22 protein-coding genes are annotated in these 23,305 nt (G+C 63.0%); 13 read left to right on the top strand and 9 right to left on the bottom strand.

Annotated elements, in window-relative coordinates; translation table 11 throughout:
- Positions 1-64: 64 nt before the first annotated feature.
- Together AB7A72_RS11655 and AB7A72_RS11650 are read left to right on the top strand one after the other, a co-directional pair.
- Complete coding sequence (locus AB7A72_RS11655; protein ID WP_239812724.1) at positions 65-940, top strand: sensor histidine kinase; 876 nt, start codon at positions 65-67, stop codon at positions 938-940.
- A gap of 5 nt (positions 941-945) precedes the next feature.
- The gene (locus tag AB7A72_RS11650; protein WP_239812497.1) at positions 946-2,919 is read left to right on the top strand and encodes a response regulator; all 1,974 of its coding nucleotides are present in this window, start codon (positions 946-948) and stop codon (positions 2,917-2,919) included.
- Positions 2,920-2,953: 34 nt separating this feature from the next.
- Here the strand turns inward: AB7A72_RS11650 and AB7A72_RS11645 are convergent, their stop codons facing one another.
- Positions 2,954-3,325 (bottom strand): response regulator, encoded by a 372-nt coding sequence (locus AB7A72_RS11645; protein WP_369460069.1) that lies wholly within the window; start codon positions 3,323-3,325, stop codon positions 2,954-2,956.
- A 199-nt stretch (positions 3,326-3,524) separates the two neighbouring features.
- A complete protein-coding gene (locus AB7A72_RS11640; RefSeq protein ID WP_369460068.1) occupies positions 3,525-4,268 on the bottom strand; it encodes a sulfite exporter TauE/SafE family protein in 744 nt (247 codons plus the stop codon).
- Positions 4,269-4,722: 454 nt separating this feature from the next.
- Between AB7A72_RS11640 and AB7A72_RS11635 the strand changes: the two genes are divergently transcribed.
- Both AB7A72_RS11635 and AB7A72_RS11630 read left to right on the top strand, forming a co-directional pair.
- On the top strand, positions 4,723-4,866 hold the full coding sequence (locus AB7A72_RS11635) for a hypothetical protein (protein WP_369460067.1): 144 nt from the start codon (positions 4,723-4,725) through the stop codon (positions 4,864-4,866).
- A 131-nt stretch (positions 4,867-4,997) separates the two neighbouring features.
- Positions 4,998-5,105 (top strand): LPXTG cell wall anchor domain-containing protein, encoded by a 108-nt coding sequence (locus AB7A72_RS11630; protein ID WP_369460066.1) that lies wholly within the window; start codon positions 4,998-5,000, stop codon positions 5,103-5,105.
- A gap of 5 nt (positions 5,106-5,110) precedes the next feature.
- Here the strand turns inward: AB7A72_RS11630 and AB7A72_RS11625 are convergent, their stop codons facing one another.
- From AB7A72_RS11625 to AB7A72_RS11610, 4 genes are read right to left on the bottom strand one after another with little or no spacing between them, the layout of a single operon-like run.
- Complete coding sequence (locus tag AB7A72_RS11625) at positions 5,111-5,686, bottom strand: DinB family protein (RefSeq protein ID WP_369460065.1); 576 nt, start codon at positions 5,684-5,686, stop codon at positions 5,111-5,113.
- Positions 5,687-5,707: 21 nt separating this feature from the next.
- The gene (locus AB7A72_RS11620; RefSeq protein WP_369460064.1) at positions 5,708-6,553 is read right to left on the bottom strand and encodes a PhzF family phenazine biosynthesis protein; all 846 of its coding nucleotides are present in this window, start codon (positions 6,551-6,553) and stop codon (positions 5,708-5,710) included.
- Positions 6,554-6,601: 48 nt separating this feature from the next.
- Positions 6,602-7,234 carry a LysE family translocator gene (locus AB7A72_RS11615; RefSeq protein ID WP_369460063.1) on the bottom strand — a complete coding sequence of 211 codons (633 nt, stop codon included), beginning with the start codon at positions 7,232-7,234 and terminating at the stop codon, positions 6,602-6,604.
- A complete protein-coding gene (locus AB7A72_RS11610) occupies positions 7,231-7,674 on the bottom strand; it encodes a VOC family protein (RefSeq protein WP_239812513.1) in 444 nt (147 codons plus the stop codon). Before AB7A72_RS11610 ends, AB7A72_RS11615 begins: the two co-directional genes overlap by 4 nt.
- A 144-nt stretch (positions 7,675-7,818) precedes the next feature.
- On the opposite strand from AB7A72_RS11610, the gene AB7A72_RS11605 reads away from it, so the two are divergent.
- Positions 7,819-9,168: an aminotransferase-like domain-containing protein gene (locus tag AB7A72_RS11605; RefSeq protein ID WP_369460062.1), complete on the top strand. Its 1,350-nt coding sequence runs from the start codon at positions 7,819-7,821 to the stop codon at positions 9,166-9,168.
- A 205-nt stretch (positions 9,169-9,373) separates the two neighbouring features.
- Here the strand turns inward: AB7A72_RS11605 and AB7A72_RS11600 are convergent, their stop codons facing one another.
- Positions 9,374-9,595 (bottom strand): hypothetical protein, encoded by a 222-nt coding sequence (locus AB7A72_RS11600; protein WP_369460061.1) that lies wholly within the window; start codon positions 9,593-9,595, stop codon positions 9,374-9,376.
- A 304-nt stretch (positions 9,596-9,899) separates the two neighbouring features.
- On the opposite strand from AB7A72_RS11600, the gene AB7A72_RS11595 reads away from it, so the two are divergent.
- From AB7A72_RS11595 to AB7A72_RS11565, 7 genes are all read left to right on the top strand, one after another.
- A complete protein-coding gene (locus AB7A72_RS11595; protein WP_239812516.1) occupies positions 9,900-10,928 on the top strand; it encodes a DNA topoisomerase IB in 1,029 nt (342 codons plus the stop codon).
- A gap of 132 nt (positions 10,929-11,060) precedes the next feature.
- Complete coding sequence (locus AB7A72_RS11590) at positions 11,061-11,366, top strand: excalibur calcium-binding domain-containing protein (protein ID WP_369460060.1); 306 nt, start codon at positions 11,061-11,063, stop codon at positions 11,364-11,366.
- A gap of 112 nt (positions 11,367-11,478) precedes the next feature.
- A complete protein-coding gene (locus tag AB7A72_RS11585; RefSeq protein WP_369460059.1) occupies positions 11,479-12,171 on the top strand; it encodes a LuxR C-terminal-related transcriptional regulator in 693 nt (230 codons plus the stop codon).
- Entirely contained in the window at positions 12,069-14,015 is a 1,947-nt protein-coding gene (locus tag AB7A72_RS11580; RefSeq protein ID WP_369460058.1) for a sensor histidine kinase, read from the top strand. The genes AB7A72_RS11585 and AB7A72_RS11580 overlap by 103 nt, the downstream gene beginning before the upstream one ends.
- 5 nt (positions 14,016-14,020) lie before the next feature.
- Positions 14,021-14,251, top strand: coding sequence for a HEPN domain-containing protein (locus AB7A72_RS11575; RefSeq protein ID WP_369460057.1), 231 nt, complete (start codon positions 14,021-14,023; stop codon positions 14,249-14,251).
- A 513-nt stretch (positions 14,252-14,764) separates the two neighbouring features.
- The gene (locus AB7A72_RS11570; RefSeq protein WP_369460056.1) at positions 14,765-15,679 is read left to right on the top strand and encodes a dienelactone hydrolase family protein; all 915 of its coding nucleotides are present in this window, start codon (positions 14,765-14,767) and stop codon (positions 15,677-15,679) included.
- Between the two features lie 721 nt (positions 15,680-16,400).
- Positions 16,401-20,450 (top strand): InlB B-repeat-containing protein, encoded by a 4,050-nt coding sequence (locus AB7A72_RS11565; protein WP_369460055.1) that lies wholly within the window; start codon positions 16,401-16,403, stop codon positions 20,448-20,450.
- A gap of 245 nt (positions 20,451-20,695) precedes the next feature.
- On the opposite strand, the gene AB7A72_RS11560 is transcribed toward AB7A72_RS11565, so the two are convergent.
- Positions 20,696-21,151 carry an Lrp/AsnC family transcriptional regulator gene (locus AB7A72_RS11560; RefSeq protein WP_312461222.1) on the bottom strand — a complete coding sequence of 152 codons (456 nt, stop codon included), beginning with the start codon at positions 21,149-21,151 and terminating at the stop codon, positions 20,696-20,698.
- Between the two features lie 104 nt (positions 21,152-21,255).
- On the opposite strand from AB7A72_RS11560, the gene AB7A72_RS11555 reads away from it, so the two are divergent.
- Positions 21,256-21,876 carry a LysE family translocator gene (locus AB7A72_RS11555; RefSeq protein WP_369460054.1) on the top strand — a complete coding sequence of 207 codons (621 nt, stop codon included), beginning with the start codon at positions 21,256-21,258 and terminating at the stop codon, positions 21,874-21,876.
- 303 nt (positions 21,877-22,179) lie between these two features.
- Here AB7A72_RS11555 and AB7A72_RS11550 read toward each other — a convergent pair whose 3' ends face one another.
- On the bottom strand, positions 22,180-22,980 hold the full coding sequence (locus AB7A72_RS11550) for a hypothetical protein (protein WP_369460053.1): 801 nt from the start codon (positions 22,978-22,980) through the stop codon (positions 22,180-22,182).
- Positions 22,981-23,305: the final 325 nt, after the last annotated feature.

Genomic DNA, 23,305 nt, shown 5'->3' with positions numbered 1-23,305 from the left:
AGACACCATGAACCACGTGACCCCACCGCCTGGCGGCGCAGCGGGCCCGGCGGCCCCCGCTCCGATGCCCGCGGACGAGATGGCCCGGACGCTGGCCGCCACCCAGGCCGAGCTGGAGGCCCTGCGTGCCGAGCTCGACGAGACCAACCGCGGCGTGTTGGCGCTCTACGCCGAGCTCGATGCCCAGGCCGAGAACCTGCGCCAGGCGACCGAGTTGAAAAGCCGTTTTCTGGCCTATATGAGCCACGAATTCCGCACACCGATCGGCGCGATACAGAGCATTGCGCGCATTCTGCAGGACCGGGTGGACGGCCCGCTCACCGACGAGCAGGAAAAGCAGGTGCGTTTCATCCAGACCACATCGGCCGAGTTTGCCGACATGGTCAACGACCTGCTGGACCTGGCCAAGGTGGAGGCCGGCCGCATCGAGGTGTCGCCGGGCTGGTTCGAGATGGTCGATGTGTTCTCCGCGCTGCGCGGCATGTTCAAACCGGTGATCACCAATCCCGACGTGGTGCTGATCTTTGAAGAGCCGCATGGCGTGCCCAAGCTGTTCTCGGACGACCGCAAGCTCGCACAGATCCTGCGCAATTTCATCAGCAACGCGTTGAAATTCACCCAGCACGGCGAGATCCGCGTCAGCGCGAAGCGGGTGTCGGACCAGGCCGTGCAGTTTGCCGTGGCCGACACGGGCATCGGGATTGCCCCGGAGTTCCACCACGCGATCTTCCAGGACTATTCCCAGATCGACTCCCCGATCCAGAAACGGCTGCGCGGCACAGGTCTGGGCCTGTCGCTGAGCAAGCGGCTTGCCGAACTGCTGGGCGGCGAAGTAGCATTGGAGAGCGAAGCGCACAAGGGCTCGACTTTCTATGTCACGATCCCGATCAGCGTGGCGCCTGCGTCCGCGCATGTTTTTGATGAAAGCTCACCCTCCTAAGCGCCATGCCCTCTGTCTCAGCCCGGCTCAATGTCAGCATCGACCGCTCGAAGCACACGGTGCTGGTGGTCGATGACAACCCTGCGACTTGCTATGCCACTGCCCGCGCCCTGCGGGCGGCCGGCTTCAAGACGGTCGAAGCAGGCACCGGACAGGAAGCCCTGGATCTGTCGCTCGGTGATATCTCCGCCGTCGTGCTGGATGTCCACCTGCCTGACATCGGCGGTTTCGAAGTCTGCGCGATGATGCGGGATCGGGAGCAGACCATGTCGCTGCCGATCGTGCATCTGTCTGCGGCCTTTGTCGCGGACACCGACAAGGTCGCAGGCCTGAACGCCGGCGCCGATGCCTACCTGACCCACCCGGCCGAGCCGGCGATGCTGGTGGCGACCATCCAGGCACTGGTACGTGCCAGAATGGCCGAAGTGCGGGTGCACCGCAGCGAAGCCAAGTTCCGCTCGATCTACGAGCAGGCCCAGAGCGGCATTGCGTTGATCGACGACGACGGGTGCTTTGTGGATGCCAACCCGGCCATGCTGGAGATGCTGGGCCGCAGCGCCGCAGAGGTGTTGGGCCGTCCGGTATCGGCCTTTGCCGCACCCAGTCATCAGGCCCGCATCGAGGCGATGTGCGCCCCCCAAAGCAGCCAGGCCCTGTGGCGCGAGGAAGTGGTGCTGCTGGACGCCACCGGCCAAGCGCTGCATGTGGAGTGGAGCATGGCCGCTCGCGTCAACGGCGAGCTGCGCGTGGCCGCCGTGGCCAACGTCTCCAACCGCATCCAGCTGGAGCTCGAGCGCAAGCAGCTGCTCGAGCGTGAGCAGGCGGCGCGCGCCACCGCGGAGCGCTACAGCCGCTCCAAGGATGACTTTGTCGCCGTGCTGTCGCATGAGCTGCGCAACCCGCTGAGCGCCATCATGATGAATGTGCACCAGGTGCTGCGCAAATCACCGCCGCCTGAGTTCGCGAAAAACCTGGACGCGATCAAGCGCAATGCCAGCACGCAGGCGCGCATCATCAGCGATATCCTCGACGTCTCGCGCATCAATTCCGGCAAACTGACGTTGGAGCGGGAATGGGTGGATCCGGCGGCACTGATCACCTCCTCGCTTGACTCGCTGAAGGCGGCGATCGATGCCAAGAAGCTGGTGCTACATGTGGCGATGGACACCCAGGGCCGCAAGGCACTGGTCGATCCGGCGCGGTTCCAGCAGGTGTTCTGGAACATCCTGAGCAATGCCGTGAAGTTCTCGCAGGATGCAGGCCTGCTCGAGGTGGCGCTGGCTGTGCAGGACACGCAGCTGGTACTCAGCGTGCGCGACCATGGCAAGGGCATCGAAGCGGCCTTTCTGGAGCGCATATTCGAAAAATTCACCCAGGCTGCCAGCCCCGGCAGCCGCCCTGCCAGCGGCCTGGGCCTGGGCATGCCCATCGTCAAGCACCTGGTCGATCTGCATGCCGGCACCATCACGGTGGCCAGCGAAGGCCTGGGTCTGGGTACCTTGGTGACGGTGACGCTGCCGCTGGGCCATGGCGCCCCGAAGGAGCTGCCCAAGCACGAATCTGCGGGCTCTGCCCAGGATGGCGGGCAGGATGAACTGGGCGGCATCCGCATCCTCGTCGTTGAAGACGATGCGGAAGTCGCCAATCTGCTGGTGCTGATCCTGCAGGAGCGTGGCGCCAGCGTTGCGCTCGCAGGAGACTTTGACAGCGCGCTGGCGTCGCTGCAATCGTCGCAAGCCGACATCGTGGTCAGTGACATCGGCCTGCCCGGCAAGGACGGTTATGCGCTGATGCGCCATATACGCGCTGCGCAGGACCGCTTTTCCCGCGTTCCGGCGATTGCGCTGACGGCCTTTGGCCGCGAAGAGGACCGGCAGGCTGCGCTTGCCGCAGGCTTTGATGTCCATATGGCCAAGCCGCTGCAGCCTCAGAAACTGGTGGCGCTGATCAAGTCATTGAGCGACAACCCGCGCGCCTGACTGCGCAGGACACGCGTGGGCGGTCCTTTAGCACCTATTGGCGCTGGGCGGCCAGCAGCGTCTCGATGTTCGTCAACATCGCTTCCAGGTCCTCGGGCTCGCAGCTTTTGAGCAGGGCCCGCACGTTGGTGCCGATATTGGTCAGACCCTGCTTGAACTCATAGCCGGATATCAGCAGCACATGGCGTTGGCTGTCATTTACCAGCCACTGCCGGGCCAGATCGCTGCCTGACATACCCGGCAGGCTCACATCGGTCACCAGCACATCAAAGCGTTCGTGGCCATCGAGCGCGAGTGCAGCTTCCGCATCGGCCACGCCAACGATCTTGCGGTGCGGCGCTTCCATGACGGCCATAAAGCCTTCGCGGATGTCATCGTCATCCTCTACATACAGATAGGTGATCATGGCTTCCATCGTTACAGCATGCTCCGCCGCCGTTGCGGCTGGGAAAAAGCATCTTTGGCCATTCTGCGATCCACGGCCCGCTGCCTCTGCCGGAGCGGTCTGCTTGCAGTGTGGGACAGCGGCCACACCGCCCAGCCATTGGCGCGCGCGTCGGCCTGGGGGTTGAAGGCGTCTGCCAGCTGGCAAAGCCCGCCTGGCCTCAGAAGAAGGGCCTCGCAGCAAGCTCCAGCCCCAATACGACCAGGAAAAGAAGGAAGCACTGCCGAAATCGCCTGGGGCTGATACGCGCTCTTATGCGGGTGCCCAGCCACATCCCCGCCAACGCAGGCAGCACGCTCAGCGCCGACAGGCCCAGCTGGTGGACGCGAAACACGTCATTCAGCAGCAAGCCTGCCGCAAGGGCCAGGGTCGACACGGTAAACGACAGCCCCAGTGCTTGCACCAGCTCGTTCTTTGGCAGTCCCAGCGCGCCCAGGTACGGGACGGCAGGCACCACAAAGACACCGGTGGCACCTGTCACCAGCCCCGTGACAAGCCCCACGGCCGGGGACAGCCATGGTTCGGTTCCGCGCGGCACGGACAGCGCCGGTGCCCACAATGCATACAGCGCGTAGACGACCAACGCCGAACCGAGCGCCAGGCCGGACCAGGCGGGGTCGATGTACACCAGCAGCGCGGAGCCACCCACGGTACCGAACACAATGGCCACCAGCATCGGCCATAGGCGCCGCACGAGCCCTGCCACAGCGCCGCCGGAAAAAAGCTGCCAGACATTGGTCACCAACGAAGGCATGACCAACAGCGACGCCGCCATCGCCGGGGGCATGACCATGCCCAGCAGCCCCATGGCCACCGTAGGCAGCCCCATGCCGGTGACGCCCTTGACCATTCCGGCAACAACGAAGGTAGCGGTCAGCAACCCGTGGAAAAGCAGATCATTCATTCCAAACCTTGAGGCAGCCCTTTGCACAGCCCTCGCTACAGGGGCCGCACACCGGTCCGTGGTACACCAGGCGTGTCGTGCAGCGGGGCCCATGGCCAGCAAGACAACGCGGCAGCCCCCCGGCGGTCCCAACCAGCCAGCGGGCTTGCAGCGCAACGCCATAGGGTGCTATTGGACGGGTTTCCACACCGCAGCACAATTCGGAATTTGCGGTCCTTGCTTCGGCCCACCCTGAGGATGGCCGCCACCGCGCCCGCAATGGCAGCGGATGCGCAACGCTACCGTCGTCGCACGGGCGGCTGGCACGGCCCGCGAGGCCAAGACCGTTGGCAGGCGGTAGGGTTGGCTGCCAGCGGCCCGGACTGCTTCGCCGCAAAGCAATGGCGAAACCATGATTTACCGCCACACGGGGCCAAGCTTATAAACTTAACCTCTGATCACTTCAGGTAGTTCTATGAAAAAGCTTTTCTCACTCGCTGCGCTGGCCTGGGTGCTCAGCGGTTGCGCGGTCTACAGCGACGGCTACTATGACGACGCCGGCAAAAAACCGCATCCCCATGGTTGCCCGCCCGGCCAGGCCAAAAAGGGAAACTGCTGATGGGCAAGCCGTGCGCCGCTGACGGCAGCGGCCACGGCAGGCGCGGGTGCCTGCGTCGGTCAGGGCTCCTTTTTGGCGCGCCTTCCAATGGCTCGGCGACGGATACCGACACCCCAGCCACGGTGCCGCCCGTGGCAGCACCAACGCCTGTGCCTGCCACCAGCCTCCTGGGCCTGCTGGCACTGTCCTCGTTGATGGGCTTGGCGGGTGTGGGCAGCTTCTTCAGGCGCCGCAGCTGACGGTGTCAGTACCGCCCCTGGACATGGTCGCGGATGAAGACCGGCAGATCGTTGGACGGTGGCATGAACGGCACCTGGTACATCATGTCGCCGACAAAGCCACGGTGGTAGGTGCCGTGGTTGACGACATGCAGAACGATCTGTTCGCGGGTCATCGCGCCTTGTCCACCGCCGACGAACTCAAAACGGACGACCTTCGCCAGATCGTCATTCGACCAGCTGTCGACCAGATCGATATACCAGGCATCCATCTCCTGGACAGACGCCCATAAAGCGTCCACCGCGGGCGTGCCATCGGTATTGCGTGCCGTGTAGCCGTGCCTTTTTCCCAGCAGATGGTGGCGGAAGATATCGTCGACGACGTAGACATGGTTCAAGGTGTGCACCATGTTGCCAAAGCGCGTGGGCCGCTGGCGCAACGCCTCCCCTTCAGGGAGCTCGCGCACGCTGTCGAATGTCAGCCCATTGGCCCAACGCTTGTAGCGCACCAGCATCCTCAAGGTGCTGATCGCCGAAGCCGGGCTGCCCGGGCCATCACCGGGCGGGGAGGGAAGGGATGCATTCTGCAAGCTGGTTGTCATGACCGAGATCCTTCTATGCTGTCAAAGGCCGCGCAACGCGCCCGCCACATGGGTGCGTGTTTCTCCGCCGACCCACACCTGCTGGGCATCGTCGCGGGCCAGGTAAATGCGGCCTTGCCGGCCCAGGCAGGCGCCCTGGGTGGCCACGTAGTCGTCACCGATGAGACCGGTACCGAACAGCCATTGCGCAAATGCGCCGTTGAGGCTTCCTGTCACGGGGTCTTCAACGATGGCGCCGAGATGGTCGGTAAAAAAGGCCCGGACTTCAAAACCGGAGCCGCTTGCGCCGTGGTGCGGGCCGATGACGCCGATGTCCATGCGGGTCGGCCATCGCCTGGCGGGATCGATCGACCGCACTTTCTCCGCCGACGCCAGCCTGAGCCCCAGCCAGCCGGGGCCGTTGTCGATCCAGGCGGCATCCAGAATGTCGCTGTCGTCCAAACCTAGTAATTGCCGCGCCTGGTCGCGCTCTGCCGGCGTCGGTGGGCCAAAACGGGCCAGCGGCGGCGCTGCGAATGCCAGCCGCTCGCCTTCGCGGCGAATCCTCACCAGCCCTGCGCCGCATTCCTGCACGATCTGCGCCTGCTGCGCGCGCTCGGGGTGGGCCGCCAGCCACACATGGCAGCTGCCAAGCGTCGGGTGGCCTGCAAACGGCATCTCTCTGTCCAGCGTGAAAATTCTGACCCGGTAATCGGCCTGCGCATCGGTAGGCGCAAACACGAAGGCAGTCTCGGAAAAGTGGAGCCAGCGCGTCAAGCGCAGCATCTCAGCCGTGTGCAACCCCTCGGCGCCGGATACAACGGCCAAAGGATTGCCCGAGCAGGGGCCGGCGCCGAAAACGTCGACGATATGGATAGCCAAAGCCATGGAGAGGTCCCTTCTGATGAAATGGTCGGCGCTGAGGCTGGCAGCGGTTCATCCGCCGCGCATCGCCAGCAGCCTCAGGCCGGCCACCGCAAACACCAGCGAGAGAACGCCCTCGATCCCTCGGCGCAAACGCGCATACAGCGCCACCATTGCCGGGGTCGAGAAGAGGATGGCGTAGCCACCGAACACCAGCATGCCCAGGAGTACACAGCCCCCCACCACCATCAGCGGCCCCTGGGCAGGGGACTGCTCGCGCAGGCCCAGCGACATGATGGCCACCCAGGACAAAATAGCCTTGGGGTTGCCGATGTGCATCAGCACGCCCTGCCGGTAGAGGGACCGATAGCGTGGCTGCTCGTCCGCAAGGGCCACCCCACTGGCATCGTGGCCCCGCTTCATCGCGGATTTGGCTGCGCGAGAGGCCAGCCACAGCAGATAGAGGCCGCCGGCGATCTTGAGCGCCACCAGCGCCTGTGCATAGGCGGTCAGCACCGCCGAAACGCCGGTCGCCGCCAGGATCGCCCAAAAGAGCGAGCCGGTGACGACCCCTGCGGCCAGGACCAGCGCAGGCCGCCGTCCGCTGCGCATGGCCCTGGCCATGATGGCCATGTTGCTGGGCCCAGGGCTGGTGGTGGCAATCAGGTAGGTGCCGTAGACCAGGGCGATCTGGCTTGCGCTCATGGCAGCGAGTCCTTGGCGGGCGTGCGCTCCATGCGCCGGGGCAGCAGGTCGGCGCGATGGACGATATGCAGCTTGTTGCCGTCCGGATCGCGCAGGTAGGCGCCGTAATAGCCCGCGCCATAGCGGGGGCGCGGCCCGGGGGCACCGTCATCCCCGCCGCCGTGCTGCAGGCCCCCGGCATAGGCGGCATGCACCGCCTCGATGGACGGTGCAAGAAAGGCCACCATGCTGCCGTTGCCAGCGCTTGCCAATGCGCCATTGAAGGGGCGGTAGACGTAAAAGCGCGGCAAGCTGGCATCTGCCGCGGCCCAGCACAGCGCGGCAGGCCCGCCATCGGGCGTGACCATTCTGCGCGCCAGCCCCAACGGGGTGAGCAGCGCGTCATAGAAGCGGCCACTTCGCTCCAGCTCCCGTGCACCGACCGTAATGTGACTGAACATACCGCCCTCCAGGCCTTCCCGGCACCAGCGCCGGGGCGCTTTTCACAACGACAACTGCTCTCTGCAAGCACCAACCTGCACGTTACACTATTGGATAAATTAAATAGTGTAACGTGACACTAATATTTTTCTGGAGGCGATCCCGTGCTGCTTGCATCCCCCTGGATTCCCCATCTGGCCAGCAAAGGGGCCACCGTGGCCGAACAACTGGCGCTGGCTTTGGCCGATGACATTGTTGAAGGGCGGCTGGCCGCAGGCGATCGGCTGCCAGCCCACCGGGACCTCGCCAAGACCCTGCAGATCGGCTTGGGGAGCGTGACCAAGGCCTACGCACTGCTGGAGCGGCGCGGCCTGACGCGCAGCGTCCAGGGACGGGGCACCTTCGTGGCGATCCAGCAGGCCCATGGCCATCGGCATATCGATCTGTCCAGCAACGCGCCGCCGGCAGCGCTGGGCGCGCGCCTTCTGGCGCGCACGTTGGTGGCAATTGCGCGCAGGATCGATGCAGACCACATCAATCTGTATGCACCGGCGGGCGGCCATGATGAACACCGCCGCGTACTCGCCCACTGGCTGAGCCTGCTGGGTCTGAACGTGGAACCCGCGCATCTGTTTCTGACCAGCGGCGCCCGCCAGGCATTGGCGCTCGCTTTCGACCTGGTGTGTGACCGGCAGGGCCTGGTCCTGACCGAAAGGATCACCTACCCCGGTGCCATCGCGCTGATGCGGCGCAAGGGATACCGGGCGCAAGGGGTGGAGATCGATGCCGAAGGCATGGTGCCCGAGGCACTTGCTCAAGCGCTGGCAAGGCGCAAGCGCCATCCTAATCCCGTGGTGTACGTGACGCCGACGCTGCACAATCCGACCACCGCCTCGATGGGGATCGGGCGGCGGCAGGCCATTGCCGATATCTGCCGCGAGGCAGGCGCCTGGATCATTGAAGACGGCGTGTACGCAGCCTCCTCTCCTGGCTTGCCGCCCATCGCGGCCCTGGCGCCCGACATCTGCCTGCATGTGAACGGGCTCTCCAAATCGCTGGGCCCGGGGCTGCAGATCGGCATGCTGGCCTTGCCCGCAAGCCACTGCCCCGCCGCGCAGGCGCTGCTGGCCGAGATGCCGATGGCGCCATCCGCGCTGTCCTGTGCCGTGGTCGATGACTGGCTGGCATCTGGCGCCGTGGCGTCGATCCAGCAAGACTTGCGCCATGAGGCGCAGCGCCGCACCCAGCTGGCCGTCTCACTGCTGGGTTCGAGCGGCCTGGTCGCGCACCCGGATGCCTACAACGTCTGGCTGCCGATGCCACACGACGCTGCCCAGGCCCTGGTGGCGGCAGCCGCAGCAAGGGGTGTGCAACTGACACCGCCCGACAGCATGGTGCTCAGACCCAGTGACAGTGCGAGCGGCTTGCGCATCTGCCTGGGTGCCGCCAGTTGGGACGATCTGAATGCCGCGTTGGCATTGCTGGCAGCCCTGCTGAGCGCAAGCGCGGCGTGAAGGGACGCGCCAGCGCGCCGAGGCAAAGCGGCAGCCCGGCGCCCCGGCCACCATCGGGATGTGCCGCTTGCAGTGGCCGGAGGGCGGCAAGCTCCCCGCCGGGGCGTTGTACGGTGCCTGCCGCTTTTCAAAGACGCATTGCCGCGCATCCCGGCCCGCATCCACCCTCTTGAGCGAAGGCCCTTGACGGCTGTACTGGGGATTTCTAGCCGGCACAGCCTGGAGGCATCCGATCGTGCGCTGCAGGCTGGCTGCCACCGCGCGGCAGCCGCTGCGTCACCTCGGCGATCTCGGCGTCGATCCAGGCCAGACGTGCATGGTCGCTGCTGCCGGGCACCGGCCTGCGTGCCAGCAACTCGGCGCCCTCTTCTCTCAATGCCGTCAGCCTCACCCCCGGGTCCTTCTGGTCATCCGCATGCGTTGACATTTGGTTTTCCTTGTTTTTCTTTGGAAAATTGAATATTCATATTTATGGGGCAAAAACTATCAGCCATGGCCTGGACTACAAGAACGACAGTCCTGTGCCTACACATCCGTGCATCCCGCCTGTGGCGCTTGCACCGCACGCGGCCTGGCTGCAGCGCTGCACCGGCAGGCCCAGCGCCCGGCTCCGTCCGAAACACAAATGCGCGCAAACGACCCGCCGTCGCAAGCTGCGCTCTGACAGCGCCGCACATCGGCGCCCGCTAATCTCAGCGCATCACCCACCGCGAAGGCACAAAGGCACACCCATGGTCAAACTCCCCAGGCCGCTGGCCTATGTGACGGACGCAACTCCGGGGTGGCAGCGCATCCCGCAGGGGGATGGCTTTGTCTACAAGAACCAGCGCGGTCAGGTGATTCGCAACGCCGGACACCTCGATCGCATCCGCAAGCTGGTGATACCGCCCGCTTACACCGATGTCTGGATCTGTCCGGATCCGCAAGGCCATCTGCAGGCCACCGGCCGCGATGCACGGGGGCGCAAGCAGTACCGCTACCACCCGCTGTGGCAAGAGCAACGCAAGCAGACCAAGTTCGACCGCATGGCGGCCTTTGCGGCGAAGCTGGGGCTGATCCGCCGGCGCATTCAGCGCGACCTGAAGGCCGGAGATACCACGCAGACCTCGGTGTCGGCTGCCGTGGTCCGGCTGCTGGACACCACCGCACTGCGTATTGGCAACGACAGCTATGCGCGCGAGAACGGATCGTTTGGGCTGACGACCCTGCGCAACCGCCATGTGAAGATGCGGTCATCGCGCATACAGCTGGCCTTCAAAGGCAAGAGCGGTGTGGAGCAGCGCGTGGAGCTCGAAGACCCCCGCGTGGCCCGCATCGTGCGGCGCTGCCAGGACTTGCCGGGCCAGCGCCTGTTCCAGTACCTCGATGACGACGGGCAGCGCAAGCAACTGCGCTCCGAGCATGTCAACGCCTACCTGCACGAGATTGCAGGGGAAGATTTCAGCGCCAAGGACTTTCGCACCTGGCATGCCAGCGTGCTGGCACTGTCGCTGGCCTTGCAGTCGCGCAGCAGTGATACGCCGCTGACCGCGCCCGACATCGTCAAGCAGGTGGCCCAGCACCTGGGCAACACGGTCTCCGTCTGCCGCAAGTTCTACATCCACCCGCTGGTGATGGAGGTGTGCGAAGGCCCCGAAGCGGGGGCCCGTTGCGACGCGTACGCCGGCAAGCTGCGGGGCAGCTCGGGATTGCATGCGGCCGAACGTGCGCTGATGGCTTTTTTGGCCCGCAGTAAGAGAGGCGCCAAGCAACGCCCGTGATCGCGGCAGCCATGGCGCTGCCGCAGGCCCGGCAACGGATGCGCACCAAGTTCAAGGGCTTCCCCCTCCCCAGCGTGCACAGCACTTGGGCTAGAGTAGTTACACTCACTAACACTCAACAAAGGGGAGACCGTGTTCAGGCCCGTCATCTGTCTGCTGATTGCATTGGCCGCATGGGCGGTGTACAGCCGCTATGCGCATCAGCAGGCGGCGTCGCTGCAGGGCGATTCCGAGCCTGTGCTCTCCGAGCCGGATACCCCGCGCTCCAGCGTTGCCCACCCGCTGTTCAAGTGCGACGGCCGCACCCGGTGCTCGCAAATGACCTCCTGCCAGGAGGCCACCTTTTTCCTGCAGAACTGCCCTGATACCCAGATGGACGGCGACAACGACGGCGTGCCTTGCGAGCGTCAGCTGTGCACCGTCAACAAACGCCCGTAGCGGGCGTCGGCTGGCCCTCTCCGTCTGCTCTGGCAACACCATGCACCAGCAGCCCGCCCATTTACCGTAAATGCGGGATGGCAGACCATCCGCTTTGCGTCAAAATGTAGCGATGGTTGTTTCCCCCCTCCCCGTACTGCTGGTTGATGACGATCCGGACATGCTGGCCCGGCTGGGCGAAGTGCTGGGCTCGGTGGGCGTGGGGCGCGAGCAGCTGCTCGGGGCCGGCTCGCTGGCGGAATGCCAGCGATGGGTGACCGCGCCCGACGGCGGCCTGCAGCCGCTGGTGATGGCGCTGATCGACCTGGGCCTGCCCGATGGCAATGGCATCGACCTGATTGGCTGGCTGCGTGCGCGCAACCCCCAGCTGCCGATTCTGGTGGTGTCGGCCTGGAGCACCGAGGAAATGATCCTGGGCGCGCTGCGCGCAGGCGCCAACGGCTATGTGCTCAAGGAGCGCGACGACCTGGAGATTGCGCTGTCGGTGCGCAATGTGCTCAAGGGGGGCGCGCCCATCGACCCCTTCATTGCCCGGCGCATTCTCGACCTGGTGGGACGCCCGGCCGGCCGCCCCGCCACCCCGTCGCAGCCACCCGACCCCGCGCTGCGCGAGGCCCTGACCGAACGCGAGCGGCAGATCCTGGACCATGTCGCCGCCGGCATGAGCAACCGCGAAATCGCCGAATGCCTGCACCTATCCCGATGGACCATAGACACCCATATCCGGCATATCTACGACAAACTGGCGGTAAGCTCGCGCACGCAGGCCTTGCGGCGTGCGCGCGAGCATGGCTTGCTGCACTGATCGGCCTGGCGGCGCTGTGCCTGGCGCTGCCCGCGCAGGCCCAGGCCCAACCCTGGCCGGGCACGGCCGAGGCTGCGCGCTCGGACTGGGATGCCCAGCAGCCACCCGCTACCGGCTGGGTGCCGGTGAAGGTGCCCAACGACTGGAACCAGCAATGGCCTGGCTACAGCGGTGTCGTCTGGTACCGGCTGCGCTGGGACATTGCCGGCCAGCCGCAGACCCAGGGCCTTTACATCCACTACCTGATGCAAGCCGGGGTCATTGCGGTCAACGGTGTGGAGTTGCAGCGCGACCCGCAGCTCACCGAGCCGATGACCCGCGCCTGGAACACGCCACGCTACCTGGTGCTGCCGGCGCCCCTGCTGCACAGCGGCAGCAATGAGCTGCTGATCCGCGTGAGCGGCTACTACGCCTACCAGCCTGCGCTGGGCCCGGTCGAGATCGGCCCACCCGAGCTGCTGCGCACGGCGCAGCAGCGCAGCTACCTGGTACGGCACAACCTCAACTGGCTGCACCTGGGCGTAGGGGCAACCCTGGGCTGCTTCTTCCTGGTGCTGTGGCTGATGCGCCGGCAAGAGGCCGCCTATGGCTGGTACGCCGCACGCCAGGCCGCCTGGGTGGGCTTTACCGTGAACTTTGTCAGCGCTACGCCCTGGCCCTTCCACAACCTCAACACCTACGCGGCCATGGTGTCGGTTGCCTATGTGCTCTACCACGGCTGCAATGCCATGTTTGTGCTGCGCTTCATGGGCCGCCGCTGGCCCAGGCGCGAAGCGGGCATGTGGCTGGCCATCGCCGTGCTGTCGGCCGCCACCTTGCTGGTGCCCGAGGCGCAGCTGAGAGACATGCGCAACGTGATGGCCTGGGCCTCGTCGGCCCTGCTGTTCACCACCGCTGGCGTATTTGTCGGCCTGGCCTGGCGCAACGGCAACCAGGCCCAGCGCCTGCTGTCGCTCACGGCACTGGCCAGCGCCCTGGCGATGGCGCATGACCTGCTGGTCTTCACCCGCATCGTGGACGACAACTTTTACCTGGCCACCTACACGGAGCCCCTGGCCACCGTGGGCATTGCGCTGACCCTGGCCTGGACCTTTGTCCAGAACACCCGGCGCGTCGAGAGCTTCAACGACGAGATGCAGCACCATGTGGCCGAGGCCCGCGCCGAGCTGACCGAATCGCTGGCTGGCCGCCATGAACTGGAGCTGCTGCAGGCCCGGCTTGGCGAGCGGGTCAACATCGCCCATGACCTGCACGATGGCCTGGGCGGCATGCTGATCGGCAATATCACCACCTTGGAACGCACACGCGGGCCGCTACCGCCCGACCAGGTGCTGGGCATGCTCCGAGGCATGCGCGATGACCTGCGGCTGATCATCGACCTGGCCTCCGCCCAGCACTATGGCGAGCTGTCGCTAGGCGAGCTGCTCGCCCCCATGCGCCACCGCATGAGCCAGCTCTTCGAGGTGCATGGCATCGAGGTGCACTGGCAGCTGAGCCATATCGAGCAATTGCACCTGCCAACCAGCGCCAGCCTGGATGTGCTGCGGATTCTGCAGGAGGCCCTGACCAACGCCTTCAAACACAGCCAGGCCAGGCGCGTGGACGTGGTGCTGGCCCGCGAGGCCGGCCAGCTGCTGGTGCAGGTGCAAGACAACGGCGTAGGTCTGCCTGCGGCCCAGGCAGCCAATACCCCCACGCACGGCACCGGCCTGCGCAGCATGCAGGCCCGGGCGCAGCGCCTGGGCGCGCAACTGTCGGTGGGGTCGCGAGGGGGGCGGACGATGGTGGAGTTGCGGGTGCCGCTGCCGACTGCGGCTGAAGTGCGGGATGTACCTCAGGCCTGAAACATTTGCAGGTCGATGTGATCGCAGGATGGAAATGGCTTCACTTCGATACTGCGCTAGCAAAAAAGACGCTGGATCAACTCATCAGCCGCCGTGGAGATGTGGTTCATCGCTCGAAACCAGTCACCGCCGGGGCACCTGTACCTCACAGGGTCAAACGCGATGACTTGGAAAAAGCCATCCGTTTTTTAACTGGCCTTGTCACTGCCACGGAACATGCTCTTGAGGGCGAGTGATGGTACAAGCGTCGAAAAGGCAAACCGCTGACCTAGCCGCCGCTGCCAAGCCAGCCCTGCTCTAGGGTCTCGTCACCCTGCCCTCCTGCACTACCTCCTCCTCTGCTAATCCAAAGAGCTCAGCACCAGTCACCCATCATGCAGCGTGGCCCATTCCGGCGTGCTATCGCCTGCAACCCTCCGCTTGCTGAATTTGCTGCGGCAGCGAAGGCGGAGTTTGGTTGCGGAGTTGGGAATTGAAGCTTCCTATATGGCTAATCGATCAAGCATACCAATATTCATTCGCCATGAGAAAAATAGAATCCAGCATGGGCTTATCGAGGACCAAAGACGGCGAATCAGCGCATGCTGGTCATTAAATGACCAACACTTTCCATCCAAACTATATATCTGCATACATTCTGGTTAGCGCTTGCTTTCAAATTCGCTTAACCTCAGATTAATCTCCTGGATTTTTGCGGTACATTCGCCTCCACTTCAAAAAAAAAAAAAAATCAAGTACGGATGAACGCAATGATTCGCACGCTGACTATCCTAGGAGCAGCCCTGCTTGTGACGGCCTGCCAACAGGGCCCAAAGCTGGCAGACAAGGCACTGCCCGCACAGACCATGACCTATGCAGACGGGGTGTCCACCTTGTACTACCAAGTCCATGCCGGGGATTGGCAGCAACGCGATACGGTGATATTTACTTATGGTGCAACAGGCTGCGTCAGCATGAAGCATCACACACCTGATTACTTCGAAGCCATTCGCTTCCATGGCGTGCTGTTTGCATTGAACAAACGGTATGTCGGCGACCTGGACCAGGCGACGACCTGTGGCGAAGATTTCATCAGAGCTAACATCTCAGAGCAGCGCATGAAAGACTTCTCTGAGTTCATCAACACCAAGCTCGACCAGCTCGATTTCAGTCCTAGAAATGTCGTGGTTATTGGTGTCTCGGAAGCAGCCGATGCCGCGGTTCGTGCTGCGGCCTTGAATCCGCGCATCAACCAGTTGGTGGTCATCGGCAGTGGTGGCTACACCATGCGCAAGTCACTCCAAGTGATGAAACAGCATGCTCCGTCACATCAGGTGCCTGACGTGGACGCCTTTGCACTGGAATATGCAGGCAAGCCCATTGACCTCAACGACAGCTGGTATGGCAACCCTGTTTACTGGTGGATGGATATTCTGGATGTGGATCCTATGGCGGATTACCTTAACGTAGATATCCCCATTTTGGTCGGCGTGGGCGAGCAGGACGACAGCCAGCCCTTGGAGTCTGTGCATTATCTGCAGCGCCAATTCTCAATGCATGGCAAACAGAATCTGCAGGTCAACGTATATCCCGGTGTTGGTCACAGTCTCACAGCAGACGCTAAGCGCGACCTGTTTGGCACACTGAATATGCGGCTTGCCAATAGGGCCAGTTTGGCGCATTGAGCTCTCGTGCCCCATCGCAATCCCGTGCAAATAGCCACTGCTGGCTAGGCAGTCGCTGCCAGGCCAGCCGCGCGCGAGGGGCCGGTCTCCCTGCCCTCCTGCACCACCTCCACCTCTGCCTGTCCAAAAATCTCAGCATTAGGCTCCCGTAAGGCAAAGGTGACCCTAAAGCTACCTGTGCCGTCAGAAAGGGCGGCATCTGGCGGCAACTGCGCCGCTGCATCTGTGCTGCTGAAACGCACTGTGCCGCGGTGGCTCGGCATCTCATAGCTCTCGGCATCCAATGCCTTGACCGTAACCCCGCACCTTTGCCCCAAGGAGCCGCGCGCAGGTGGCCATCATGTATTGCACATGACTCGTATTCTTTTGAATCTGAAATTTGAAATGGCGATGGGGCTCGGGTGTGCTGGTTCCTATGGATTTGGCAGGCTTTTTGACTGCTTGCAAATGAAAAGCCTGGGAAAGACCGGTGGACGGCCACGCCAGAACCCTGCCCTTTTCGACGCCGCGTTGCCACCGACGGGCGCGTCCTCTCTCACTAATTTACGTGATTCGCAGAATCGTTTATTTCCGTAGCATCACCGCGCAACCACTCAGAACCTGCGTCTGGCCTCCAGCGCTGCGGCAGTGAAGCCGCCCCTGCCGGTGCAAGTAGGGGCCAGCTGGCAATGGCGCTGTCGCGCCTGGCAGCCATGTTGAGGGGTGCAGCAGCAGAGAAGGCGTGACGAAGAAAAAGCTCCGATTACGCCGGGCCCCATTCCATTTTTATAAGCGGGGGGAATTGATGTTGAACAGCATGTCAAATGGCTTGCGCGCCAGCAATGGCGAAGCGCCAGATACCAAGGTCCTCCATAAGCCGCAGCTTTTGCTAAAGCTGCGCAGCTGTGGCATTGCTACCGGCCTGAATACCCTCTTACGCCCTTGCTTCATCTTGCGCCATGCACACCGCGCTGACCTCGTGGCAACCGCAGCCGATGCCGGAGGTCCCCCGATGAAAAACTCTGTTCTGCTTCGTTTCATCACCGCGCTCGCTGCGCGGCTGGCTGTTTTGTGCGCGGGGCTGGCATGTGCCGTGGCACAGGCGGCCGGACCGTTTGTTTTTGACCCGCAAAATCCCGCATTGGTGACCGATGGAACCACGGGCCTGATGTGGCAACGCTGCATCGAAGGTCTGACCTGGGACGCGCAGGCCAATACCTGTACCGGCACCGTGCGCGACTGGAGTCTTGGCGAGGCCTTTGATGCCGTGCGCGCCGCCAACGCGCAAAACGCAGGAGCCGGGCGTGATGGCTTCAACGACTGGCGTTTGCCGGGCCGTGATGAGCTCTATGCACTGGCCACTGGCGAGCCGGATACATCGGGAGCGGCGTTTCCCACCGTGCCCTGGCTCAACTCGCAGCGTCGCGTGTGGTCGAGTTTGCTCTCTGACGGCGACAACACCTGGCTGGTGGATTTTCGCAGCGACGATGCAGGTTTTATGGCGCCAGCCCGCTTTTCAGGCATGGTGCTGCTGGTACGTTCGCCTGACCCCTCCCGGGTGGCGCATATCAATGCTGTTGTCACGGGTCCTGGGGGCGCAGCGGTGCCGTCGCGCTTGCCTGTAGCCTTTGGCGGTGAAGGCAGTGGTGCCCGGTTCGATATTGAGCCGGAGCTCGGCTATCAACTCGACACCGCCACGACCACCTGCCCGCTGCGCCGGATCGACGGCAACCGGATCTATGTGATGGGCATGCCCAACGCCGACTGCGACTTGAACATCAGTTTCAAGGCCTTGATGATCACTCTCCATGCCGTTGCCGAGCCGGGCAACGGCGGGGTCGTGGCCTGTTCGCCTAACCCACTGCGCCAAGGCACGTCCACCACTTGCGCCGCCACGGCAGCACCGGGCTACCGGCTTTACCGTTGGGGCGGCATCTGTGCGGGCACCGATACCGCCACGGCCTGCAAGCTCGATACCGTCATGGGCTCGGGCACCGTGTTGGCCAACTTCGAGCCGGTGGCAGAGGCGCAGCCTGGAACGATTACCGTCACCAGCGTGGGCGACATCGGCCCCGGTGATGATCTGGGACGCGCGCAGTGCAGTGCCAACAGTGGCGATCGCCGCTGCAGCACGTTGCGCGATGCCATCAACAGCGCTCGCCACGGCGAGAAGATCGTTTTTGCAGCCGAGCTCGACGGACAGACCATCTCGCTCACGCGCCATACCAATTGCCTGAAGCTCAATCAGGAGGCTGGAGCCACTTGCCTGCCGCCTCCCCAGTGGCCGCTGGTGCCAGGATCGTTCACGCAGCGGCATGTCACGCAGTTTGGACCGAGTGCATTCTTCATCAGTGGAAAATCGATCACCATCGACGCCACGGCGGGACTTACCCAAGGCGTAGTGCTGTCGGCAACCGCAGCCAATGCCGGTTGCTCGGCGGGTTCATGCTTTCGCCTCTTTGACATTGATGCCTCCGTGGGCAGCGGCCTGACCTTGCGGGGCGTCACCCTGACAGGCGGTGTGGCCTGGGGGGGCGGGGGCTTTGCGGGTGGCGGTGCACTGGGGGCGGGTGGCGCCATCTTCAACCGTGGCGTGCTGGTGGCAGAGCGCAGCAGTTTCATCGCAAACCAGGCCACAGGCGGGTACAGCGGGAGCTTCAGCTATGCCGTTGGCTCCGCAGGCGGAGGCGTTGGCGCATCTGCCAACGCAGATGCAGCGACGGGCGAGCACTTCAGCGGCGGCCCCAACAGCGGTGCCTCGGCAGAGGTGTCCTGTTATGTGGGGCCAGACGGAAAGCCCGTTTGCATGTCCAACGGCGCCGGCGCCTCAGGGGGATTTGGTGGCGGCGGTGGTTACGGCACCGGAAGCAACTGGGGCGGATTTGGAGGCGGGGGTGCGACATCGGTCCCCCGCGGCTTTGGTGGAGCAGCCGGCGGCGGCGGTTTCGGTGCCGGTGGCGGCGGCTATGGAATCGTCAAGGTGGGTGATACAGAACCAAAACCGACCTACCCCCGGGGAGAGGCCGGTGGTTTTGGTGGAGGGGTTGGAGGCAAGGAGGGAGGAGCCGGCGCCGGCATGGGCGGTGCGGTTTTCAACGATGCTGGCACGGTGACGCTGCTCAACGTGAGCCTGCATGCCAACCAGGCAGCCGGGGGACAAAGCTTTAGCTACGGCGCTGGGGGTGCCGGCTATGGTGGTGCGCTGTTCAACTACGCAGGCACACTGCGGCTGGACCATGTCACGCTGTCGGACAACGCGGTTGTCGCTGGCGCCGCTCCTGCTGACAACGGAGCCAACCTTCCATTTGGACGCAGCTCGGATCCGCAGCGCCCTGCACCGGGCCATGCTGACGGCGCCGCCGTCTACAGCCTGGGCGATGCCCAATGCACCGCTGGCACCAACCCCTGTGCAACAGGCGGCGTAGCGGCGTTGGAGATCCATCGTTCTGCTGCAGTGGGCGCGGTAAGCGGCACGGCGCAGGTGGTGGTGGACGCCATTCGAGACGGAAGCAGTACAAGCCAAGGCACGGGCAATCTGATGAGCAGCCAGCGAGGTTTTGCGGGAGGCAGCACGTCGGTCGCGGCTGCGCGGCTCGCTTCGCAGCCGTCCGTGTTGCACGGCGGCATGGCCGATGTGCTGGTACCCGAACCGGATAGCCCCTTGCTCGACGGTGTCGGCTGCGAACCAGGCATGGCCATGGACCAGCGCGGCGTATCGCGGCCACAGGGCACGCGCTGTGATGTGGGTGCGGTGGAGCGGCGTGTCGGTCTGCGCACGCTGGTCGTCAACGTGTCGGGCGCTGGTGTGGTGACCGGTGTGCCGGTTAGCCCCCATCTGCCGGGCTCGGGTTCATTGGCCGAGTGCACAGCCGACCACCCCTGCAGCGCTGAATTTCAGAGCGAAAGCGATCCCGTCAACGTGACGCTCACGGCCCATTCTGATGATGCCCATGTCTTCGTTGGGTGGGATGGGGCTTGTTCCACGGCGGGTACATCGCCGGTCTGTGTGTTCGAACCGCAAGGGCAGCAAACGGTCACAGCCCGCTTTGAGGCCAAGGCCTATTCCATTTCCGTGGTGGCCCAACCAGCGGCGGGTGGCACCGTCACTTGTAGCCCCAACCCGGTGCCCCATGGCGCTGACGCCCATTGCACGGCCAGCCCAGCCATTGGCTTTACGTTGGCGGGTTTTGCGCAGGATTGCAGCGGTTCTGATTGCAACCTGTTGAATGTTCAAGCCCCGCAGAAGGTCACCGCGAAGTTCGTTCCAATCACCACCTTTAGCGGCATTACCATTTCGCCGGATGCCGCCGGTGGCGAGGCCACGGCGCATTTCACCGGTGGCGGTGATACCTGCCGGGTCGATGCCGCCAACACCGCCTTCATTGCGGCGCCCGTTGCTCCGCCTGCCGGCCAGCTGTTGCCCATGGGCATGTTCAAATTTCAACTGATGGGCTGTGACACCACCCCCGTCACGGTCAGCATCGACTGGCCGCAACCCGTCGGCGGACTGACCAAGTGGGGGCAGGAAAGCGCTGGAGCACCGCCCAGCTATTTCACACCGAGCAACCTGCGCGTGAGCGGCAACACCACGACATTCACCGTGATCGACGGGCAGAAAGGCGACGACGACTGGCAGGAGAACGGCACCATTGTCGACCCGGTAGCGCCGACCGCCGTTCAACCGGCCGCAGTACCGGTACCGGTTCCGATGCTGGGGCAGTGGGCGAAGCTGGTATGGATGTTGATGACCATTGGCATCGGGTTCGCAGCTTGGCGGCAGCGAAACGCCTAGGGCATGCTGTTGAAGGTGTCTGCGCGCCTTCAGCCGCGCCGCTTGCCAGCAGTGGTCAGACAAGCACGCCGATCCGGCGCTGCCACTGGTCCATGGCGCAATGGCAGGCTCAAAAAACACCCTGCGCCAGATGGGCCGCACGGCGCGCATCGCCCCATTTGCGGTGCAGCCTAGCACGCGGCCAGCATTGAATTTGCAATCTGGAGGGTGGACCAGGCTTTGGGTGCCGTGCCTGGCGGCGCCGATCAACCCAACGCCGAGGTCAGCGGGCGGTTGATCACCACATCCTTCATGACCAAGGTCGATGTCATGCGCTGCATCCCCGGCAAGGCCGTCAGCTTCTCGTCGTAGAGCTTCTGAAAAGCAGGCAAGTCCCTGACGACGATCTGCAGCAGATAGTCTGGGTCACCAAAGAGCCGCTGGGCCTGGATCACGTTGTCCAGCTCGGCGACCGCTTTTTCAAAGTCGCGCACGACCTTGCTGCTGTTGAGCGTGACAAACACGATGGCCGCAAATTCCAAGCCCAGTGCCGCAGGTGCCAGATCGGCACGGTAGCCGCGAATGGCCCCCGCCTCCTCCAAGGTGCGCACCCGCCGGTGGCAGGAGGACAAACTCAGCCCCACCTGAGCAGCCAGGTCGGTGAGGCTCAAGCGCCCATCCAGCTCCAGCGCTGCAAGAATTTTCCGGTCCAGTGCATTCATTCTGTAATAGCTTCCACTTTTCTGTCATTTATCGGAATTTATTGAGAGCACATTCTGCTACATCTTGCCTATCCTTCTGTCCTTTGCTTGACGAGAGAAGTACTGTGCCTTTGACCGCTGTAGCCGCCTTCTGGGCGGTGTCGTTTGCGTTGGTTATCACCCCGGGTGCCGATTGGGCCTATGTCATTTCTGCAGGTTTGCGGGGGCGCCGCCTGGCTTGCGCAGCGGTCGTCGGTCTGGCCTGTGGCGCCTTGCTGGCCACTGCGGCCGTGGCCGCAGGCGTTGGCGCGCTGGTCGCCCGCCACCCTGTGGTATTGACGGTGCTCACGGTGGCCGGCTCGGCCTATCTACTCTGGATGGGCGTGGCCATGCTGCGCAGCCCTGGGGCCAGCGTCAGTGCCCAATCCGGGCTGGTGGGAGGCGGATGGAAATGGGCATGCAAAGGCGCAGGCATCAGCGGCTTCAATCCCAAGCTGATTCTCTTGCTCCTGGCGTTGCTGCCGCAGTTTGTGCACGCCGAAAGTGCATGGCCCGTCGCACTGCAGATCATGGTGCTCGGTGCCGTGCACGCGCTGAGCTGCTGCGGCGTGTATCTGGCCGTGGGCTTGGCCGCACAGCGCGTGCTGGGTACACGCCCAGGCGCGGCACTGGTCGTATCTCGTGTGTCTGGCGCGCTGATGGTCGGTATCGCGTTGTTGCTGCTGGCTGAGCGGGCGATGCATTGATGGATGTGGTGAAAGCTGATGAGCAGTTACGACGCCTTCGGTTTTCTGCTCTGCCTAGTCAATAGATCGCTGACCCATGGGCTTAGGATGCGGCTGAAAGGGACTATTCTGAAATTTTCGATCGAATGACTCTACTCATCAGTCGTACGCTATAGGCCATCACCGGTCAGTCAGCCCATCCCCGTAAAGCTGACATTCAACATTAAAACTGTGAGTAAACACCAGGCCCCCTCAAATCCACCGAATTAGGTTTTTTGCATTAACAGAAAGTCCCTGTAGTGCAAACAAGCCACATCCGATCCGCTATTTGATATCGAATTGGTTCACTTGAATGGTTTCTTTTGCAATAGTGCTGGTGTATTTAGTAGCTTCAGTTGCGCTAGTATCAACATAGCCGTACGTAGTGACAGTTGAGTCCTCTTTGAGGGAGAGTCCTCGGTAAGGACCTGTAGCAGCCACCCAAGAAGTGGTCTGTGCATCAAGGGTGAGCCTGCCGCTATCCGCTTCCTTGGCTTGGGTCTTGATATCAAAACGGCAAGCAGAAAATTGACCCAGCGAGGTGGTGACGGTTTCTACGCCTACAAAGGTTCTGTTGTAAGCAACGTTAGAAATGCTCTGTGTATAAATACCCTTCAAATATCCTTCATTCGTCTGCACAAAATTCTGCGTAGTGACTTGGCCAGGCTGCATAGCAATCACGGATGTACGTGCTGGTGTCAAGCTTTGTTTTCTGGAAAAAATTTGGGTATCTAAATTGCCGAAACCGTAATAGAGCAGCACACCGTTTTCGATGGCATAACGAGAATGGCCAAACGTATCTTCATTGGAGTCCACAAGAATTATGTTGACACCGTCTTTTTCCTCTTCGCCTACAACCCGGTGAAAAAGAGAGTTTACATAAGTCGACGGACTGACAGATTCAGCAGCTCGTGTGGTTTGGGTTTGCATGAAAGCAATTTCGGTCCCTGGGCGGTAAAAACCGGCGTTGAAGCAAGCGGCCGAATCCGCAGACTCAGCGATATCGTCATTGCCACCACCTCCGCAAGCCGAGAGGATGGCTGGCAAGGCAAAGAGGACAATATTGTGTAAATTTCTTTGGTACATGAAGTGTGTCCTGTTGATGTGTCCGGCCCTATCTTAAGTATCTCGGGCGAGTTTGTGCAAAACTCCCACGTGCATAAAATGAAATTTGCAGCTTCTAGTGTGACAACGAGCAACAAGAACGGCTAGCATTACCCCAGCAAACCGCAGGTTTACGTTTGAGACGAGACATGAAGCCGCAGACAGCGCAAACTACGACAAGGTGAAACAACGACGTATCTAGGGTTGTGTATGCGGGTCTGTAAGCCTAGAGTTGGAGGTTTCCTTCAGCGAGGCCAGGGTAAACCTGACGGTCATTGATGAGCACTGACTTCTAGAGGCCTAGGGA

Origin of the sequence: Comamonas sediminis (assembly GCF_041107495.1) — a bacterium.
Classification (GTDB): domain Bacteria; phylum Pseudomonadota; class Gammaproteobacteria; order Burkholderiales; family Burkholderiaceae_C; genus Comamonas; species Comamonas sediminis.
Note: the sequence above shows the minus strand (reverse complement) of the source record. Positions and strands in the feature narration are given on the sequence as shown.

Bases quoted from the DNA above. Each gene is read 5' to 3' on its own strand.
- AB7A72_RS11595 (WP_239812516.1), top strand. From the start codon at position 9,900: ATGGTCAAACTCCCCAGGCCGCTGGCCTATGTGACGGACGCAACTCCG.
- AB7A72_RS11650 (WP_239812497.1), top strand. From the start codon at position 946: ATGCCCTCTGTCTCAGCCCGGCTCAATGTCAGCATCGACCGCTCGAAG.
- AB7A72_RS11580 (WP_369460058.1), top strand. From the start codon at position 12,069: ATGGACCATAGACACCCATATCCGGCATATCTACGACAAACTGGCGGT.
- AB7A72_RS11585 (WP_369460059.1), top strand. From the start codon at position 11,479: ATGGTTGTTTCCCCCCTCCCCGTACTGCTGGTTGATGACGATCCGGAC.
- AB7A72_RS11655 (WP_239812724.1), top strand. From the start codon at position 65: ATGCCCGCGGACGAGATGGCCCGGACGCTGGCCGCCACCCAGGCCGAG.
- AB7A72_RS11645 (WP_369460069.1), bottom strand. From the start codon at position 3,325: ATGATCACCTATCTGTATGTAGAGGATGACGATGACATCCGCGAAGGC.
- AB7A72_RS11640 (WP_369460068.1), bottom strand. From the start codon at position 4,268: ATGAATGATCTGCTTTTCCACGGGTTGCTGACCGCTACCTTCGTTGTT.
- AB7A72_RS11550 (WP_369460053.1), bottom strand. From the start codon at position 22,980: ATGTACCAAAGAAATTTACACAATATTGTCCTCTTTGCCTTGCCAGCC.
- AB7A72_RS11600 (WP_369460061.1), bottom strand. From the start codon at position 9,595: ATGTCAACGCATGCGGATGACCAGAAGGACCCGGGGGTGAGGCTGACG.
- AB7A72_RS11615 (WP_369460063.1), bottom strand. From the start codon at position 7,234: ATGAGCGCAAGCCAGATCGCCCTGGTCTACGGCACCTACCTGATTGCC.
- AB7A72_RS11610 (WP_239812513.1), bottom strand. From the start codon at position 7,674: ATGTTCAGTCACATTACGGTCGGTGCACGGGAGCTGGAGCGAAGTGGC.
- AB7A72_RS11625 (WP_369460065.1), bottom strand. From the start codon at position 5,686: ATGACAACCAGCTTGCAGAATGCATCCCTTCCCTCCCCGCCCGGTGAT.
- AB7A72_RS11620 (WP_369460064.1), bottom strand. From the start codon at position 6,553: ATGGCTTTGGCTATCCATATCGTCGACGTTTTCGGCGCCGGCCCCTGC.
- AB7A72_RS11635 (WP_369460067.1), top strand. From the start codon at position 4,723: ATGAAAAAGCTTTTCTCACTCGCTGCGCTGGCCTGGGTGCTCAGCGGT.
- AB7A72_RS11570 (WP_369460056.1), top strand. From the start codon at position 14,765: ATGATTCGCACGCTGACTATCCTAGGAGCAGCCCTGCTTGTGACGGCC.
- AB7A72_RS11560 (WP_312461222.1), bottom strand. From the start codon at position 21,151: ATGAATGCACTGGACCGGAAAATTCTTGCAGCGCTGGAGCTGGATGGG.